The sequence below is a fragment of the Bacillus sp. 05T21 genome, assembly GCF_056396785.1.
In genome coordinates this window covers 155,852-173,525 of record NZ_JBFTMD010000003.1, presented here as the reverse complement: position 1 = coordinate 173,525, position 17,674 = coordinate 155,852, and the positions used below count along the sequence as shown (strand labels likewise).

At 35.9% G+C, this 17,674-nt stretch carries 19 protein-coding genes; 1 reads left to right on the top strand and 18 read right to left on the bottom strand.

What is annotated here, in order from left to right; all coding sequences use genetic code 11:
* Positions 1-80: 80 nt before the first annotated feature.
* Together AC1DKZ_RS09470 and AC1DKZ_RS09465 are read right to left on the bottom strand one after the other, a co-directional pair.
* Positions 81-2,237, bottom strand: coding sequence for a peptidoglycan D,D-transpeptidase FtsI family protein (locus AC1DKZ_RS09470; protein ID WP_476996082.1), 2,157 nt, complete (start codon positions 2,235-2,237; stop codon positions 81-83).
* 225 nt (positions 2,238-2,462) lie between these two features.
* Positions 2,463-3,188, bottom strand: a complete 726-nt coding sequence (locus tag AC1DKZ_RS09465; RefSeq protein WP_002032997.1) for an NAD-dependent protein deacylase — start codon at positions 3,186-3,188, stop codon at positions 2,463-2,465.
* 287 nt (positions 3,189-3,475) lie between these two features.
* Between AC1DKZ_RS09465 and AC1DKZ_RS09460 the strand changes: the two genes are divergently transcribed.
* Positions 3,476-4,963, top strand: a complete 1,488-nt coding sequence (locus AC1DKZ_RS09460) for a peptide MFS transporter (protein WP_431181903.1) — start codon at positions 3,476-3,478, stop codon at positions 4,961-4,963.
* 493 nt (positions 4,964-5,456) lie between these two features.
* On the opposite strand, the gene pcp is transcribed toward AC1DKZ_RS09460, so the two are convergent.
* From pcp to AC1DKZ_RS09380, 16 genes are all read right to left on the bottom strand, one after another.
* Positions 5,457-6,104: a pyroglutamyl-peptidase I gene (gene pcp / locus AC1DKZ_RS09455; RefSeq protein ID WP_476996081.1), complete on the bottom strand. Its 648-nt coding sequence runs from the start codon at positions 6,102-6,104 to the stop codon at positions 5,457-5,459.
* A gap of 16 nt (positions 6,105-6,120) precedes the next feature.
* On the bottom strand, positions 6,121-7,083 hold the full coding sequence (locus tag AC1DKZ_RS09450) for a DUF979 domain-containing protein (protein WP_002137085.1): 963 nt from the start codon (positions 7,081-7,083) through the stop codon (positions 6,121-6,123).
* 1 nt (position 7,084) lies between these two features.
* Entirely contained in the window at positions 7,085-7,780 is a 696-nt protein-coding gene (locus AC1DKZ_RS09445; RefSeq protein WP_002127994.1) for a DUF969 domain-containing protein, read from the bottom strand.
* 34 nt (positions 7,781-7,814) lie between these two features.
* Positions 7,815-8,588, bottom strand: a complete 774-nt coding sequence (gene pxpA, locus AC1DKZ_RS09440; RefSeq protein WP_431181905.1) for a 5-oxoprolinase subunit PxpA — start codon at positions 8,586-8,588, stop codon at positions 7,815-7,817.
* An 18-nt stretch (positions 8,589-8,606) separates the two neighbouring features.
* Positions 8,607-9,596, bottom strand: a complete 990-nt coding sequence (locus AC1DKZ_RS09435) for a 5-oxoprolinase subunit C family protein (RefSeq protein ID WP_476996080.1) — start codon at positions 9,594-9,596, stop codon at positions 8,607-8,609.
* Entirely contained in the window at positions 9,587-10,300 is a 714-nt protein-coding gene (pxpB, locus tag AC1DKZ_RS09430) for a 5-oxoprolinase subunit PxpB (protein WP_431181907.1), read from the bottom strand. The genes AC1DKZ_RS09435 and pxpB overlap by 10 nt, the downstream gene beginning before the upstream one ends.
* A gap of 14 nt (positions 10,301-10,314) precedes the next feature.
* The gene (locus tag AC1DKZ_RS09425; protein WP_431181908.1) at positions 10,315-11,067 is read right to left on the bottom strand and encodes an IclR family transcriptional regulator; all 753 of its coding nucleotides are present in this window, start codon (positions 11,065-11,067) and stop codon (positions 10,315-10,317) included.
* 157 nt (positions 11,068-11,224) lie between these two features.
* A complete protein-coding gene (gene lepB / locus AC1DKZ_RS09420; RefSeq protein ID WP_002084707.1) occupies positions 11,225-11,776 on the bottom strand; it encodes a signal peptidase I in 552 nt (183 codons plus the stop codon).
* 23 nt (positions 11,777-11,799) lie between these two features.
* Positions 11,800-12,477, bottom strand: coding sequence for a copper homeostasis protein CutC (locus AC1DKZ_RS09415; RefSeq protein WP_242309657.1), 678 nt, complete (start codon positions 12,475-12,477; stop codon positions 11,800-11,802).
* Positions 12,478-12,744: 267 nt separating this feature from the next.
* The gene (locus AC1DKZ_RS09410; protein WP_476996079.1) at positions 12,745-13,893 is read right to left on the bottom strand and encodes an acyl-CoA dehydrogenase family protein; all 1,149 of its coding nucleotides are present in this window, start codon (positions 13,891-13,893) and stop codon (positions 12,745-12,747) included.
* Between the two features lie 154 nt (positions 13,894-14,047).
* Positions 14,048-14,680 (bottom strand): YdcF family protein, encoded by a 633-nt coding sequence (locus AC1DKZ_RS09405; protein ID WP_113935819.1) that lies wholly within the window; start codon positions 14,678-14,680, stop codon positions 14,048-14,050.
* A 330-nt stretch (positions 14,681-15,010) separates the two neighbouring features.
* On the bottom strand, positions 15,011-15,598 hold the full coding sequence (locus AC1DKZ_RS09400) for a GNAT family N-acetyltransferase (RefSeq protein WP_000452000.1): 588 nt from the start codon (positions 15,596-15,598) through the stop codon (positions 15,011-15,013).
* Positions 15,599-15,758: 160 nt separating this feature from the next.
* Complete coding sequence (locus tag AC1DKZ_RS09395) at positions 15,759-16,139, bottom strand: VOC family protein (RefSeq protein WP_000609551.1); 381 nt, start codon at positions 16,137-16,139, stop codon at positions 15,759-15,761.
* 90 nt (positions 16,140-16,229) lie between these two features.
* Positions 16,230-16,745 (bottom strand): SRPBCC family protein, encoded by a 516-nt coding sequence (locus AC1DKZ_RS09390; protein WP_476996078.1) that lies wholly within the window; start codon positions 16,743-16,745, stop codon positions 16,230-16,232.
* Between the two features lie 29 nt (positions 16,746-16,774).
* Positions 16,775-17,119, bottom strand: a complete 345-nt coding sequence (locus AC1DKZ_RS09385) for an ArsR/SmtB family transcription factor (protein WP_012261209.1) — start codon at positions 17,117-17,119, stop codon at positions 16,775-16,777.
* 349 nt (positions 17,120-17,468) lie between these two features.
* Positions 17,469-17,639, bottom strand: a complete 171-nt coding sequence (locus AC1DKZ_RS09380) for a hypothetical protein (protein WP_431181910.1) — start codon at positions 17,637-17,639, stop codon at positions 17,469-17,471.
* Between the last annotated feature and the right edge of the window lie 35 nt (positions 17,640-17,674).

Sequence of the window (17,674 nt, the reverse complement as noted above, 5' to 3'; positions counted from 1 at the left end):
AACTCAAAAATATATCACTGCACCTGTTCATTTGCGCAGTGATATACTACAATTTGAATTTTTTACTGTGCCTTACTCGGCTATTGTGTTACTGGGACTGGACTTACACCCGATCTCTGCGTTTTTAAATCAAAATATGCATCCAAAACCTCTTTACCAATTGCAGAATTAATACCTGATTTATCATTATTTACCCATGGCACAACAACAGAAAAAGCAACTTCCGGATCAGCATCATATGGCGCATACCCGGCGAGAGTTAAATTATAACATTTTTTTCGATAGTTGTTTTCATCTCTTCCAATATCACTTTCTCCACCGTACACTGTTTCTGCTGTTCCTGTTTTCCCAGCCGGTTTATACGGTAAACCTTTAAAAGTTCCAGCACCGGTCCCATCTACCTCTTGGAAAACTCTTCTAAACCCTTCTTTCACATGATTTATATATGAAAGATCCATATCCACTCGATTTAACACGACTGGTTCCATCGATTGCATAACTTTCCCGACTTCCTCTGGTCTATTTGGTTGCTCTCTAATTTCTTGTACAATTTGTGGTTTCATTCGGTAACCACCATTTGCAATCGTTGACATATATTGCGCAAGCTGCAGCGGCGTATATGTATCATATTGCCCAATCGCATAGTCAAGTAAAAAACCAGGTATATTATCGGTTCTACCCATTTGACCAATCGATTCATTTGGAAGGTCAATACCGGTTGGTACACCTAAACCAAATTGTCTAAAGTAATAACGCATTTTATTAAACGCTTCTTGTTTAATATCTAGTGGATTATTTGGTACATAATCAATCCCCGCAATCTTTAACGCCGTATTAAACATGTAGACATTGGATGAAACTTGCAATGCTCTTAAATCATCAATATCTCCAAAGTCTTTCCACGATTTCTTCGGCTTCGAACTTCCTTTAAAGTACATTGGTGCATCAAAGAAATGCGTATATGGCTTAATCGCTTCTGTTTGATATCCCGCTAATACCGTAGCTCCTTTCACCGTTGATCCTAACTCGTAAGAACTTATCATCGTTCCTAAAGCGTAGTCTTCTATTTGCATACCGCCGTCTTTATTTACAATTTTCTTTCCTGCTAATGATAGAATTTGACCATTTTTCGGATTCATCATAACGACGAATGCACGATCCATCATCGGTTCAGAAGAATGAAATGCCCTTAAATTCCTTTCAAGACTTTCCTCCACTTTTTTCTGCAAATCCATATCAACTGTTAGCATTAAATTATTTCCACTTTTTCCTTTTGTCACTTTTTCAGTCCGAATAATATTTCCAGCTTTATCAGTAATATTTTTAGACTGTTCTTTCGTTCCATGTAACACATCTTCGTATTGTTTTTCGATGTAACTCTTACCAATACGATCATTTCTGTTATAATCTCGTACTAAATAATAGTCTAATTGCTCCCTTGGTAATCCCTCATTTTCACTAGAAACACTACCAAGTACAGAACGTAGTATTTTGTCATTTGGATATTCGCGCTCCCAATCCACAGTCGTATCTACGCCTGGCAAGCTCGATAATCTTTCACTCACTACTGCATATTCATTTTGACTTACATCTTTTTTGACGATTTGTGGCGTCATTTTATATCCCGCATTCATTTTACTTTTAATTGCTAGTACTTCTATATCCTCTTTCGAAAGCTCGTTTAATTCTTCTTGTGTAATTCTTTCTCGTCTCAATTCTTCTACTTTCTTATCTAAGTCTTTCCCTTCTATTTCCTGTTTCCTAAATTTACTCTCATCTTCTTTCGTTACTTTTGTTGCTGCACGTTTTTCGTTTAACTGCATCCAAAAGTCTTTTTTATCTGTCTCTGTTAACTTGTCCATATCTTCTTGCGGCATTTCAATTAGCTGCGCTAAATTTCTTGCCACTATTAAAACCTCTTTTGAGTCCACTCCTTTCATCTTCGTATATGTAACAGTTCGTAACGGTTTATTATTTACAATAACTTTCCCTTCCCGGTCAAACATCTTCCCTCTCGGAACTGGAGTACTCACCGTTACATCTTCCTTTTTATTCACTTCATTTCGATACGTTTCTCCGTCAATGATTTGTACTTTACCTAATTGAATAATAATAGCTGAAAATAAAAGAAAAACGATAAAAAATAGTACATTTAACCGAAACGGAATATGAGTCTTTTTCTTTTTCGACTGTTTCTGTTTCTCCTTTTTTTGTCTCATTTTGCTCCCTCGCTTCATTCTATTAACATTTCTGCGCAAAAATCATTATGTATTAAATTTATTTATATGCTATATATAGAATTTTATATTAATTACAAAAAAAATAAAAGATTTAATTTTCAGTTTTTGATTTTCTCACCCTATTTATTACCATTCCCCTTATACGCAATAACATGAATATAATTCATACAAAAAAACTGAGGTGGACATCATTCACCTCAGTTTCTTTACGAAAACAAAAACTTATTTAATCGAAGATAACCCTTTGGCAAATTCACCAATCTTATTTTGAAAAACAAAATCAAAATTGTATTCTTGCCCTGTTAACTCTTCATTTACTAAAATTGTTGTTGCGCCTACTTCTCTCTTTGCGATTTCTGGGAATGAAGCGACAGGTTGCACTTTTAATGACGTCCCCATTACGAGAAGTACATCTGTTTCATATAAACGTTTTATTGCATTTTGATATTGTGGTAACGTATCTCCGTATAAAACAACATCTGGGTTTAGAATGAAATTACACTTCCCGCAACGCGGTACTTCATGATCAATCATATATTGTAAATCATATCCCGTTTTACACTTCGGACAATGCGCAGTTTGCAGTGTTCCATGTAAATCAATTACATGTTTACTACCACCTACTTGATGCAAACCATCAATATTTTGCGTTAAAATCGTTATGTCTTTCCCTTGTTCTTCTAGCTCCGCTAAAAAGCGATGCCCGCGATTTGGTTTATATTGATGAAACGTATTAATTTGAAAGATTTCTTTATAATGCTTCCAAAACTCTTTCGGATTTCTATTATAATAGCCTCTCGACAAATACATCTCTACATTCGCATCAGCATATAATCCATTTGCTGAACGAAAATCAGGGATTCCACTTTCTGTGCTTGCACCAGCACCTGTTAACACTGTAATTTTCTTTGCTTTTTCTAAAATTGAACGTACTTCTTCAAATTGCACAAAAATCACCTCTATGTATATTCCTATACTTATTATACCAGTTGTTTACAATAGGTGTTGTACAATTCATTTTACTTACTTCATTGCATGAATTAACCCCCAATTTTTTTGGGTATAATTAAAGTTTCAAAGATAACTACTGTTCATTTAAAATAAAGTTATCATTTAGAAATCAGCCAGAAGGCTGCTTTTCTTCATCGGTAGGCTTAGATAGTTATGGACTACTGGAAGCCTCTTAAGTTATACTTGTATAATATCAAAAATTAACAAGGGGTAATATTAACATTATGAAAGAAAAAAACGAACTTGTTCAAAGTATTCCTCAAACAGGATTTTTTGGGCATCCAAAAGGATTATTCTCTTTATTCTTCACTGAGTTTTGGGAAAGGTTTTCTCATTACGGAATGAGAGCTATTTTACTATATTATATGTACTATTCGGTCGCAAAAGGTGGATTAGGAATTGATCAATCTACCGCAACCTCGATAATGGCAATTTACGGTTCCTTACTGTTCATGTCTAGTATTATCGGGGGATGGATATCGGATCGTTTATTTGGTCCAAGTAAAACCGTATTCTTTGGTGGCGTTTTAATTATGATTGGCCATCTTATTTTAGCTTTACCGGGTAGTAAAAGTGCGTTATTTATCTCTATGGTCTTCTTAGTTCTAGGAACAGGGTTGTTAAAGCCTAACATATCGAACATCGTAGGAAGTTTATACAGTGAAACAGATGCGCGTCGTGACTCAGGGTTCAGTATATTCTACATGGGTATTAACTTAGGTGCCTTACTTGCACCTTTAGTTGTCGGAACATTAGGTCAGCAATATAATTTCCACCTTGGTTTTGGAGTTGCGGCAATTGGTATGGCAATTGGGTTAGGGGTATTTGTTGGAACAAAACAGAAAAACCTTGGTCTAGTCGGTACGCAAGTACCTAATCCATTATCAGATTCGGAAAGAAAAAAGACTATTAAGTATTTCAGTGTTGGTCTGGTTGTATTAACATTGCTAGGTGTGGTTACAATTCCAACTGGATTGTTAACTATAAATCGTTTTACATTCCTGATTAGTATCTTAGGGATTGTTATTCCAGCCTATTATTTCATTTATATGTATCGTAGTCCTAAAACAACAAAATTAGAGCAATCTCGTCTTCTTGCGTATATACCACTCTTTATTGCAGCTACAATATTTTGGTCTATACAAGAACAAGGTGCTATTATCTTAGCGACATACGCGGATCAACGAACTCAATTACAGTTCAATGGAATTACATTGCATTCCGCTTGGTTCCAATCATTAAGTCCAATCTTTATCGTAACGCTTGCCCCGATTTTTGCATGGGTTTGGATAAAGTTAGGCAAGAAGCAGCCTTCAACGGCAAAAAAATTCGCTATTGGATTGCTATTTGCAGGTTTATCATTCTTAGTTATGATTATTCCGGCTTTAATCAACGGTACTCACTCTTTAGTGAATCCTATGTGGTTAGTCCTTAGCTTCTTTTTAATTGTAGTTGGAGAAGTTTGTTTATCTCCTTCAGGGTTATCAATAACGACGAAGCTGGCTCCAGCTGCTTTCTCTTCGCAAACCATGAGCTTATGGTTCTTATCAACTGCGTCTGCGCAAGCAATAAATGCCCAAGTTGTTAAACTGTATAATCCTGCAACAGAAGCAATTTACTTTGGTGTTATTGGTGCTATCTCCATTTTAGTTAGCATCCTGCTGTTTACATTATCATCAAAAATCCAAAATTTCATGAAGGGACTTCAATAACGGTCTCTTATTGAAATGAACAAATACAAGTTTCTATGTGAAGAGTAGCCAAACGGGTTACTCTTTTTTGTAAAAGTTAGATAAATATTGCATTCTTACCGTACTTATATTTAAATTTATCAGTTTTGAAAAATCATAGTACAATTAACAATTCTGATGATTATCTCTTACCCAGTTATACTTTACTAATGGCAAAAATTCACTCTGTTTGTTTTACATAAAAATGGTGTGATATTTTTTATCACACCATTTTAAAATCATTACTTTGTATGTCTTTGAGTTTATCAGAACTTAACTGTTTATCCATTCATATAGACGAAAATTCTACATCATTAAGAAACTATTTAAAAAGTTGCCTTTTATTTGGAACAATTCCATATTTGTTAGAATACTCCCATTGCAACCTTTCCCTTTATATTCTATACTGCATCTTCAATTACAAAATACAAACACACAAAAGGGGCTGCATCAGCCCTCTTTAATCTACTATTATTTAATGCGTCGTACCCCCAATTTCCACAATATCCACCTCAACTTCCATCGTTACCTCAATTGCCAATTCAATCCCTTTACTAATCGTAGAAAGTGACATACTCGGTTGACCTGGATAATTGCTCGCTTGCTCTGGTAAGAACGGAATATGAATAAATCCACCTTTTATTTTCTTATCACGTTTCTCTAGTTCGTGCATGAGACCATAGAATAAATGATTACAAACAAATGTACCTGCCGTTTGTGAAACAGAAGCTGGTATACCTTCTTCACGAAGTTTTTTCACGATTGCTTTCATCGGAAGTGTAGACCAATACGCAATAGGTCCTTCTTCTACAACCGGCATATCCACCGGCTGATTTCCTTGATTATCAGCAATTCTTGCATCATCAATATTAATCGCTACACGCTCTATCGTAATATCTGGTCTGCCCCCAGCTTGTCCAATACATATAATCATTTCCGGTGACAACTCTTCTATATACTCTTTTAATACTCTTATTGATTTATGAAATACGGTTGGAACTTGTTTACTAATAATTTTGTACTCTCCGATTGTTTTTTCATGCAAACTTTTTGCGACTTCCCAAGCTGGATTGATACTTTCTCCGCCGAACGGATCAAATCCTGTTACTAATACTGTTTTCATAGTTTCACTCTCCTAATTAGAAACGATATACAAGGCCGTACATAATAAACATATTTATAATAAAAATTGAAAGAGCAATTGGTACTTGTGCTTTAATGACTGCATTTTTATCTTTCAATTCTAAAAGCATCGCAGGTACGATATTAAAGTTTGCTGCCATTGGAGTAAGCAGCGTTCCGCAATATCCAGCAAACATACCGAGTGCTGCCATAATAGCTGGATTCCCGCCGTGCATTTGCACAATTAAAGGTAAGCCAATTCCTCCAGTAATAACGGCAAATGCTGCGAATGCATTCCCCATTACGACTGTAAATAGCATCATTCCTAAACAATAGGCCATAACAGCAACGAATGGATACTCTGTCGGCAACACTTGTCCGACTAATTCCGAAACGACTTGTCCTACGCCAGACTTCGCGAAAATACCACCAAGTGCAGCTAACATTTGTGGTAAAATAACTGCCCAACCGACAGCCTGTAGTAACCTACTTCCTTCTTGAACAGGCGTTGTTATTTTGGATTTTGTAATACGCATCGCCGCAATGAATGCGAGTAATGCTCCTAGCGCTAATGCAACTAATGTTACTTTATCAGGATCAACAAGTGCGACATTTCCCCATTTAATTTTCCCTAACGTTAACGTACCGATTATCGTAAAAATAGGAATTAATAGTGCAGGCATGAAAATTTTATTCTTTAATTTCTCAGCATGTTTCACACGTTCTTGTACTGGTACTTCTTTCTCCTCGGATTTTGTTACTTTATTCAATGAAGCTAAAACGACCATAGCGAGCACAATACAACCAACGTAAAACGAAGGGATTACATTTCCGAATAAAAATGTAACTGCAAACAATGCCCAAAATAAACTAGAACCAAATCTATTTGGATGTTCACGATCAAATGCAATACGAACAGCGATAAATGCAACGATTATACCTAATACATAATAAATTGTATCCATTGTTATGATGTTCATCTTATATAGCCTCCTTCTCTTGGTTTTCTTCTGCCTTCATTGTTTTCTCTATATACTTATCAAACCTTCTAAACCTAATCCAGCTCACAATAAGGGCAGATATTGCAGTTGGAATGCCCCAAAGCGCCATATCCCATACACCGACGTGCATACCTACTGAATCGAAGAACCCTTTCATTAATAAAATGGCACCAGTTGCGATAAAAATATCTTCTCCGAAAAACCAAGCTGTGTTTTCCGCAGCTGCTGCGTTTGCTTTAATCTTTTCTCTCAATTTTTCAGGGAGTTTACCGTATTTACCTTGCGCAGCCCCTTCTGCCATTGGCGCAACAAGCGGTCTTACCGTTTGCGCATGACCACCGATATTCAGTCCAAGTGCTGCTGATGATTCTCTTATCGTAAAATATGACATTAATACTCTTCCAGTTGTTGCTCCTTTTGATTTCGTTATAAGTGCTTCTGCTCTTTCTTTTAAACCATAACGCTCTAAAATTCCGATTACCGGTAAAGTTAATATGATTGGCATAGACATATATCTGTTTTCTATGAAAAATTTACCGAACATGCTGATCACATCATAAAAACTTAAGCCTGAAACCATACCAGTAACAATACCCGCAACCATAACTACTAACAGTGTATTTAGCCTAAATAAAAACCCAACCGCAACAAGTAAAATCCCAATTAATTTCACCAATTTTAACACTTCCTCTCATTTTTAATCCCGCTAATTAAAGTTTCACTTTATTTGGTGCGCATATAGAAATACCATTAAGCTCGAATGTTCTGTATATTCTTTTCGCAAATTGGACTGCTTTCTCTCCATCCCCGTGTAAACAAATCGTTTGCGTCTGAAGTACTACTTTCCCCCCATTAACCGATTCTACATACCCTTCTTTCACCATTTGAAGTACTTGTTTTATTGCTTCATCTTCATTTTTTATAAGAGCATTTTCTTCTGTACGGCTCGTTAAAGTTCCATCCTGCTTATACGTACGATCAGCAAAAGCTTCTTGTACGAGAGTTATATTATATTTTTCTGTTGCCTTTATAAATGCCTCACTATTCGCTAATCCGTAAAGTAATAGTCCAGGGTTAATATGATAAATTGCCTTTGCGATTGCATCCGCAATTTCCGAATCAGTTGCCGCCATATTATATAAGGCACCGTGCGGTTTTACATGTTGCATTTTCGCTCCGGCAGCTTTAACAAATCCGTCTAATGCGCCAATTTGATATAAAACATAATCGTATACTTCACTTGCTGAAACGTGCATGTTCCTTCTCCCGAATCCAATTAAATCAGGAAAGCCAGGGTGTGCCCCTATTGCTACGTTATGCTGCAGAGCTTTTTCAACCGTTTGCCGCATAACGATCGGATCACCAGCATGAAAACCACAAGCAACGTTTATAGAGGAAACGAACGGAAGAATTTCATCATCATTCCCCATTTTATAAGCTCCAAAACTTTCTCCTAAATCACAGTTTAAATCGATTGTAGTCACGATGTTTTCCTCCTAATCTCAGCTTCGTAAAGCGATAAATTTCTTTAATAGACTCATACTTGTTTCCTGCTTTATATATAATTGTGCAGCGTCTTCCATAGTTATTTTTTCAAAAGTTACATAGTCTCCTGGTTTCAGCTGCGCTAGAAGAGGTAAATCTACTGAAATTACATTTCCAATTCTCGGATAACCGCCTGTCGTTTGTCTATCCGCCATTAATATAATAGGCTGTCCACCATTTGGTACTTGAATTGTTCCGAATGTAACTGGGCTCGATAAAATTTCTATCTCTTCAACTCTATTTAAAACATCTCCGTCAAGCCTATATCCCATGCGATCAGCATAATTGGACACTTTATACTCTTTCGAAAAAAACGACTTTATACTTTCTTCTGTAAATTGATCATATTCAAAGTCTGTTATGACGCGAAGAATAGGATGCTTCTTATATTTTGGTAAAGCATTGTTACAAATTGCCCACTTCGTTTTTATACGCTTTTCTTCTTGTAAATTTTGAATGAAACGACTTGCAACTTCTGCCCCTGTACCAATTTGAAAATAATCTCCTTTTTTCAGCATTCTCCCTTCAATACCGCCAAGAGCAGCACGTATGTAAGTACTTTTACTTCCCATCGTATGATCAATATTTATACCGCCCGCAAAAGTCACATACGCTCTGCAACCGCTTTTCGCTTTTCCGAGACAAAGCATACTTCCTTCCTCAGCTAATATGGGACGCCATAATGGAATACGTTCCCCATTTAATAACGGTTCCATATCCGCACCGCCAATCGCAAGCAATGTCGTTTTCTTTATTAACAATTTAGGTCCCATTATTGTAATTTCGAGTCCAGCTTCATTCTCCTCATTGCCTACTAACATATTAATCATCCTGAGCGCATTTTTATCCATAGCCCCGCCAACAGGTACACCGTATTGTTGATAATGAAATCGCCCTAAATCTTGGACTGTTGTAAACATTCCTGCATGCAAAATCTCTACATCCATTCTTTAGCCCCCTCAAGCGATACGTACTCTCCTTTTGTTATTGGTATAAATCGTAAATACATACCACTTTGAATATATGTTGGTGTTTCTTCTTTTGGATTAAATAGAGAAATAGGTGTTCGGCCGATAATATTCCAGCCTCCTGGTGTTTCTAGCGGATAAATACCTGTTTGATTTCCGCCAATCCCTACTGAACCAGGAGCGATTTGTAACCGTGGTGTTTCTTTTCTAGGTGTTTCTAGTTCTTTTGATAATCCCCCTAAATAAGGGAAGCCAGGCGTAAAGCCTAACATATACACGAAATATGTTGTTTCACTATGTATTCGAATAACATCCTCTACTTGTAATCCTTGATAATGCGCAACCTCTTCTAAATCAGGTCCATATTCTCCCCCGTAACACACTGGTATAGAAATATGTTTCACATCTCGGTTCACTTCTTCTTTATATGAATCACATAGCTCCCTTATATACTGGCAAACGTAATCATATGGCCTTATATTTCTATCATTTTCCTTCCATACTTCGTACAAATTGTAGTAAACCGCTAATGAAGTAAACGACGGAACGCATTCAACCATTCCTACAAATGGATGCCGCCTTAGCGCTTGAAATAATCGTTGCACTTTTTCGTATATATCCATCCCAATTTCTTCACCAAATGTAACAATAATTGCTTGATCCCCTAACGCAGAAAATTTCATCTCACTCCCTCTTTCTATGCCAAAAAGCCAAGTTCTTTCGAAATACGATTCGCTGTTTCTTTCACTTTCGCAGTAAAATATGAAATGTTACTTTCGCTATACTCAATTGCCAATCCCGAAATACTAATACCTGCTACAACCGTTCCATCATTCGCAAAAATCGGAGCTGCTATAGCCGCTGTATGATTTTCTAATTCAGAATAGCTAATTGTGTATCCAGCTTGTTTTGCCATATGTAACACTTCTAGTAAATGCTCCTTATTCACAATCGTTCCATCTGCAAACTGCTTTAAATCAGTTTCCTCTACGTACTTTCTTTTCTCTTCCTCAGAAAAATACGATAGTAAAATTCTCGGACATGCACCCGCATAAAGCGGTGCTCTTCTTCCAACCGCCGTATAAACACGTACTGGCTGAACTCCTTCCATCTTTTCAACGTAAATTGCATCATTACCATCTTGAATAATTAAATTAACTGCCTGCCCTAAACTATCTCTAAGCTCTTTCATATATGGAATCGCAATATTTCTTACGGATAACCTTTGTGAAACAAGTTGACCAAATCGTAAAAAAACGACTCCGAGACGATACTTGCCCTTTTCTGTTTTTTGTAAAAAGTCCATTTCTTCTAACGAGCCAATTAAACGATAAACAGATGTTTTCGGCATGCTCGTAAGCTGAACCATCTCTGTTAAACTTAGCTCCTCATGCTCATAAAACAACTCTAAAATATCCATTGTCTTAACTGCCGTTTTATTTATACTCATCCTATCTCCTTCTTGTTCCGAATTTTGGAACTTCAATTCCGTTTTTCGAAACAAACATATAATTTAAAATTATAAAATATTCTTTCAATTCTATCAATATATTTTTCACAAACAAAAAAAGTATGGAAGAATATTTCTCCCATACTTTTGCTTTACTTTATAACGCTCTCACTTGTTTCAATGGCCAGAAAACAGCTTGTCCTTTTCCGACAATTTCATCTTCTGAAATAAATCCAAACATACGACCGTCTTTAGATACTTCACGATTATCTCCTAAAACAAACACTTGGCCCTCTGGCACTTTCGTTTTCCCTGTGATTTGTTCTAACGTAAAATCAGGAGTTAATACACGACCTGACGCCTTTTCTTTAAATTCTTTTAAATACGGTTCTTCCATCGCTTTTCCGTTTACATATAAAACATCATCTTTATACTCAACTGTATCACCTGGTAAACCAATTACTCGTTTTACTAAATCGTACCCTTCTTTTCCGTGGAAGACGATAACGTCAAAACGATCTAACCCGCTTATACTATAACCAATCTTATTCACGAGAACTCGCTCATTATTTTCTAAAGTTGGCATCATCGATTCACCTTGTACTAATGACGGCGTAAATAGCACCCCACGAACGATAAAGGCAATCGCAAGTGTAATACCTATCGTCTTAATCCATGAGATCAATTCTTTCTTCGTATTTGTCTTCATCGTCTCTCCTCTTTCTTACATACTTACTTTATTATTTCAACTAACTCTTGTACTAAATTTAGGTCAATTTCAGAAAAACATGACTTACCCTCTCTAACCGCTGTACCTACATGCGCCTGCGTAATTCCAGTTTCATCTAGCAATTGTTTTACATTCTTTTTCGTTACTCCGCTTCCGACAACAAGCTGTATATTCCCTTCACTTTCCTTTTGCATTGCTGCAAGAACCGGAATATTATCTACTACATTTCCTTGTCCGCCTGAAGTTAAAACGTGAGTAACTTTATTGAATTTCTTCAAAAATTTCATCGCTTCTACTGGATTTTCTGTATCATCTATCGCACGGTGATACGTTACATTTATTCCATCTACAACAGATAATAAATCTACTAATTTCTCTTCATCAACTTCATTTTGTTCATTTAACACACCTAATACAACACCAGCAGCTCCAAGATTTTGAGCAACTACAATATCTTCTTTCATCATTTCAATTTCTTCTTCCGTATATGTAAAAGACTTTGCATGCGGACGAATCATAACATGAACTGGTATTTGCACTGCATCTACTGCTTTTTTTATAAAAGCATAGCTCGGTGTTAAACCACCTTCTGTATATGATGAAATGAGTTCAATTCGATTTCCACCAGCCTTTTCAATTCGCTTCACATCTTCTAAACAAGTTGCAATAACCTCTAGCATGAGATAACCTCTTTTCGTGCTTTTTTCTTATTATACAGTAGGTGAAATAAGAAGCATAGTATTCCACTATAAAACTATAAAAAGAAGAGTGAAAAGAAAGATTTATTGAATTGATAAATCGAGAATTCCCTCTTCTTGAACAATGACATAATACATGGAATTATATCAACGATTTTTTTAATATATCTATCACAACTCTAAATATACCAACGATTCACCGACAACGAAAAGTCTGTTCCAGAACGGAACAGACTTTATATTTCTTCATTAAGACCGAAACGCCGCATCCGCCAGCATAGATAGTGTTGCATCATCCATCGGCGGATTGTGTAGTCCTGCTCTGACGTTTAAATAATAGTGATGAAGCGGATTTTTTTCTGATAAACTTTTCGCCCCGACAATACGCATTGCTTTATCTACAATAGATATTGCCGCATTTGTTACTGCGTATTTCACTGCCGCAAGTTCGGCTTGCAATGATAATTTATCTTCTGCCTCATCGTATTTTTTCGCAATTTGATATAAAAAGACACGAGCTTGCATAAGCTCAAGTTCTAATTCTCCAACTAACCTTCTAACATTCGGTAATAAACTTATAGAATGATTTAAACTGTTTGGCTTGTATGATACCGCAAACTGAACTGCATAATTTCTTGCTGATTGTGCAATTCCTAAATAACATGCTGGTATATGTAGCAACCAGCCAATACCCTTAGCTTTAACTTTTGAACCCTTTATATCAGTGAAAAAGCGATCTGGTATCTCTACATTTTGTAAAACGAGATCATGGCTCGCAGTTCCTCGCATTGCGATGCTATCCCACGTTTCTTCAATTGTCACGCCTTGCGTATTCTTTGGAATGACAAACTCTCCGATATCTTCCTGGCCTTCAATACTTGCTGAAATGATAAAATAATCAAGTACTGGTGCCATTGTCGTAAACGTTTTTCTTCCATTTATAATCCACTTCTCACCTTTTTTGACAGCTAACGTCTCTGGTTTCCCGCCGCGCGTAGGACTACCTGTATTCGGCTCTGTCGCTGCTCGATTAAAAAGCGCACCATTACGTACTTCTTCACAAAACCAAGTGAACATTTCCTCATTCCAAGAACGATTTTCAGCTAATTCCTTTACGATGCCAAGATGCCATCCAATCGATAATGCGGTAGCACCGCAGCCTTCTGCTATTTTCTCTTGAAATAAAACGAAGTCATATAAAGAAATCGCATTGCCTCCCCATTCTTTTGGCAACGTTAATTTCGTATATCCGATATCTTTCAAATTATTAATATTTTCATACGGAAATGATCCTAATTCACTTAGTTGATGCTCCCTTTCCATGAACTTCGGAATCAATTTATTTATTTTCTCAATAACTAAAGATTGTTCTTCTGTTTCAACAAATGAGAGTGCCATACATAATCTCCTTTATGTCCGATTCAAAAACCGTTCATTTTGTCATTATGATTATATGAAGTTACTTCTCTATTGTTTCACTATTCCGATAAAAATACAATGCTTTTGAACAATAAGAAAAGTTCCTATAAAAAGGATAGGTTCTTTTCTTATATTAATCCCCTTTCAATGCCTTTAATGGCAAAGAGGTTACATATCCAATATACGAGCATAATTCTTTAAAAAAGAATGGAATCTCTGTATCTAACGTTTTATACGCTGACGTTGGAGTTGGTGATGCATACGCTTCAATTTTAATATGTTTTGCAATTCTCATCGCACGTTTCATATGAAGTGGATCACTTACAATCGTATATGTGCGTATTCCGTTCTCTATTCCAACTTGCTTTGCATTCTTTAAATTATCCTCTGTGAAAAGGGATTTTGTTTCAATTAAAATATCCTCTTCTTTTACACCATGTTTCATTGCATACACTCTAGCAGTACGCGCTTCCTCAAGCTCTGCCTCAAACTTTGTACCACCTGTGAAAATAATCTTTTTAATATTACCGTTCTTATATAAGGAAATTGCATGATTAATTCTTTCTTTAAATACAGGAGATGGTTTTCCGTTCCATGAAGCTGCTCCCAGCACGATACCAGCATCTGTCTTCACACCATCATCTGTTTTAAAGCGATAACTCCAAATATCGTAAGCTGCATAACTTACATATAAAATAATAGAACAAATCATAAGCAAGAATACTTGCAAGATTCTTCTTTTCTTACTTTTCTTATTTTCTTTCATTTATAACTGCCTCCGTACATCATCCATACTTCTATATAAAAACGTATATATCAAATCATTTTGTTTGAATTTTTTTAAAAGAAGGAATTTTTCTTGTTATATATGTATTAAAGGGTTTTCATTTAAAATTGAGGATTATCAATTCATTTTTCGTTTGCGGTTTTCATTACGTTTTTGTAATTCATAAGTTTATTACCATACAACTACATTGTAACGAATTTTTTATCATAATGGAATGATGAAACAAAAGTAAATAAAAGAAGTAACCGTTTTGTAAGAAAAAAGGTATATTTTTCATCTTGACGATCAATACACCTTTCTTAATATGAATTATCGTTTTTCTTTATACGATTCTAATTTTTCTAATAACCGTTCCTTTACAGCTGGCCATTCACTTGCAATAACACTATATACAACTGCATCTCTAACATGCCCACTCGGTAATTTTCTTTCGTTTCTAAGTACACCCTCTTTTACTGCGCCGAGTCTTTCAATTGCTCTTTGTGCTTTTTCATTTCGTGCATCCGTCTTAATTTGTACCCTCCGCATATGCAACTTTTCAAAAGCATATTGTAATAACATGTACTTACATTCCGTATTCATACTCGTACGTTGCACACTTGGGTCATACCACGTTTTCCCTAATTCCACCGTCTTATCTTCAACTGAAATGTTATATAAGCGTGTACTCCCTACTATTTCATTTGTCTTTTGATCCACAACAACAAATGGCAAATCCTTCCCTGCCCCATATGCTTTTATCGCCTTTTGAACATATTGCTGCATATCTTGAACAGTATCCATTTTAGAGATTAAATACGCCCAAATATCTCGATTTCCTTCCACAATTGAAAACATTTTTTCGACATCATTGCTATCCATTAACCGTAACTTTGCTCTTTCGTGAATTACTTCCATTTTTAAGCTCCCTTTGTTGTAACTATATCACACTCTATTACCGTTTAATTGTTATATAAGAACATAAAAATTATATTTATGTTAAGGAATAAAATATATCTTTAAAATAAAAAATACGATGCCTTTATTCAAGCATCGCACTCATAAATTGAATTGAAATTTACTTCTTTTCCATTACCGCAAAATAATTATTTTCGCTATCTGCAAAATTAAATATTCTACCTGAAGGCATATTTACAATTTCTCCGACTGTAACGTTTTTGTTTACTAAATCACTATATAAACTATCGAATTCTTTTGAGAAGAACATTAAAGAAGGTGTACCAAGATTTAACTCCGGCTGCATTTTAGCAATTAGCTCCTTATTATGGAGAATAATACTTGTTTCAGCTTCTTTAGTTGGAGCAATTTCAATCCATCGCATTCCTTGACCGTTATCTTCCTCTGAAATTACAATAAATCCTACTTTTTCTGTCCAGAATTCCTTCACTTCATCTTGGTTATTTACATACAACATGATTTGACCAACATTATTAATCATTTATTTTAACGCTCCTTTATAAACAATTTTTATTAAACTCCATACACTTACACCTAATTATCACCGAAAATAAAGTTGCGGTACAAAAATCTATTTCAGCGACTCCAATCGCTCGTTCAAACGATCCCAAGTTTCGGTGATACCTTGTAGCATGCCCATGTCCATAACAGTCTTAAGAGCTTCTTCGGAAACATATTCAGCACGGTTTATTAGCTTTGTCTTTCCACCTAAATCGATGAATTCCAATGTCATCTCGGTTGACGGCATAGAATCATTTACATTGCCTTCAGCATCCGAAAAGTAATCGGTGTAGACAATTTTCTCTGGCTCAATAATCTCTTTATAAACTGCTTTCCCCCATGATTCCATACCAAAAAATTGCCCCAGGTTCTGATCGACACACTTCATACAGTAGTGCCAAACGCCTCCCGGACGGAAGTCGACAGTGCATGCTGGAATTTCCCAGCCCCTTGGTCCCCACCAGTGTTTCAAATGCTCTGCTTCTTTAAACATACTGAATACAAGATTACGCGGTGCATCGAAAACACGCTCCAGTACTAATACCCGATCGTTCTCTACTCTTGATACCATTGTATTGTTTGACATGTTAATTCCTCCTTAAATATGAACTGATTTTATAACTTTTCCTTTTTCTGCAATTCCTTCAAATACTCATCTAAATTATCGAATCTCTCTTCCATCACACGCTTAAATGACTGCACCCAACAATCAAGTGCTTGGAATGGCTCAGGTCGGAGCTTGTAAATCCGGCGATTAGCTTCAGCCTGCACTTCCACAATCCCTGTATCGCTTAACACTTTTAAATGTTTCGAAGTTTGTGGTTGCCTTAATCCCAAATGTTCGGCGATTTCCCCAACGGTTAAGGGACCGTCACGCAAGAGTTCAACGATATTCATACGATTCGGTTCAGATAAAGCGCTCAACGTCGTCATATTCACGCCCGGAATTTTTCCCGACATATCATTCACCTCGTTAAGTGATGGTCTCCGGTTATAACACATCAATATCATCACTAATATTATTTTCCTGTTGAATCGATTATAACCAAAGAGGAATATTCCCGTCAAGGGATATTCGAAAACTAAAGTCACACTAAATGTGACTTTCACTTTGAAATAAAGTGAAATTTTAATTCATGTTTTTTATTTCTCTCCACTGATTATTATTTCGCACTAACTACGATTTTACGATAAATAAAAAGAAGTCATTTGAATCAAAATGACTTCTTTTCTTTTTGAATAAATATTAACTTTTATTAAACAGATCATATTTTTCCATGCTCTATTGCTTTATCCCTTTTAACCTCACTTAACCTAATTCAATTTCCCTCAACATCTCTTCCTTAGGACCAAACATACGAATTCCTTGTCGAATATACTCTTCCCATATAGAGTGTGAAAGCTCATCAATAATAGTTAATATCGTACCGATTAAATAAGAGAAATAAGAAGAAAATACAACATTTGGTTCTAATAACATTAGTTCTCCTTTTTTCTGACCATCGATTATTACTG

Bases quoted from the DNA above. Each gene is read 5' to 3' on its own strand.
- AC1DKZ_RS09390 (WP_476996078.1), bottom strand. From the start codon at position 16,745: ATGTCAAACAATACAATGGTATCAAGAGTAGAGAACGATCGGGTATTA.
- pcp (WP_476996081.1), bottom strand. From the start codon at position 6,104: ATGAAAACAGTATTAGTAACAGGATTTGATCCGTTCGGCGGAGAAAGT.
- AC1DKZ_RS09400 (WP_000452000.1), bottom strand. From the start codon at position 15,598: ATGGAAGTAATTCACGAAAGAGCAAAGTTACGGTTAATGGATAGCAAT.
- AC1DKZ_RS09435 (WP_476996080.1), bottom strand. From the start codon at position 9,596: ATGGATGTAGAGATTTTGCATGCAGGAATGTTTACAACAGTCCAAGAT.
- AC1DKZ_RS09395 (WP_000609551.1), bottom strand. From the start codon at position 16,139: ATGATTAATAATGTTGGTCAAATCATGTTGTATGTAAATAACCAAGAT.
- AC1DKZ_RS09450 (WP_002137085.1), bottom strand. From the start codon at position 7,083: ATGAACATCATAACAATGGATACAATTTATTATGTATTAGGTATAATC.
- AC1DKZ_RS09410 (WP_476996079.1), bottom strand. From the start codon at position 13,893: ATGGCACTCTCATTTGTTGAAACAGAAGAACAATCTTTAGTTATTGAG.
- lepB (WP_002084707.1), bottom strand. From the start codon at position 11,776: ATGAAGACAAATACGAAGAAAGAATTGATCTCATGGATTAAGACGATA.
- AC1DKZ_RS09460 (WP_431181903.1), top strand. From the start codon at position 3,476: ATGAAAGAAAAAAACGAACTTGTTCAAAGTATTCCTCAAACAGGATTT.
- pxpB (WP_431181907.1), bottom strand. From the start codon at position 10,300: ATGAAATTTTCTGCGTTAGGGGATCAAGCAATTATTGTTACATTTGGT.
- AC1DKZ_RS09425 (WP_431181908.1), bottom strand. From the start codon at position 11,067: ATGAGTATAAATAAAACGGCAGTTAAGACAATGGATATTTTAGAGTTG.
- AC1DKZ_RS09405 (WP_113935819.1), bottom strand. From the start codon at position 14,680: ATGAAAGAAAATAAGAAAAGTAAGAAAAGAAGAATCTTGCAAGTATTC.
- AC1DKZ_RS09415 (WP_242309657.1), bottom strand. From the start codon at position 12,477: ATGCTAGAGGTTATTGCAACTTGTTTAGAAGATGTGAAGCGAATTGAA.
- AC1DKZ_RS09380 (WP_431181910.1), bottom strand. From the start codon at position 17,639: ATGTTATTAGAACCAAATGTTGTATTTTCTTCTTATTTCTCTTATTTA.
- AC1DKZ_RS09470 (WP_476996082.1), bottom strand. From the start codon at position 2,237: ATGAAGCGAGGGAGCAAAATGAGACAAAAAAAGGAGAAACAGAAACAG.
- AC1DKZ_RS09385 (WP_012261209.1), bottom strand. From the start codon at position 17,119: ATGTCGGGAAAAATTCCGGGCGTGAATATGACGACGTTGAGCGCTTTA.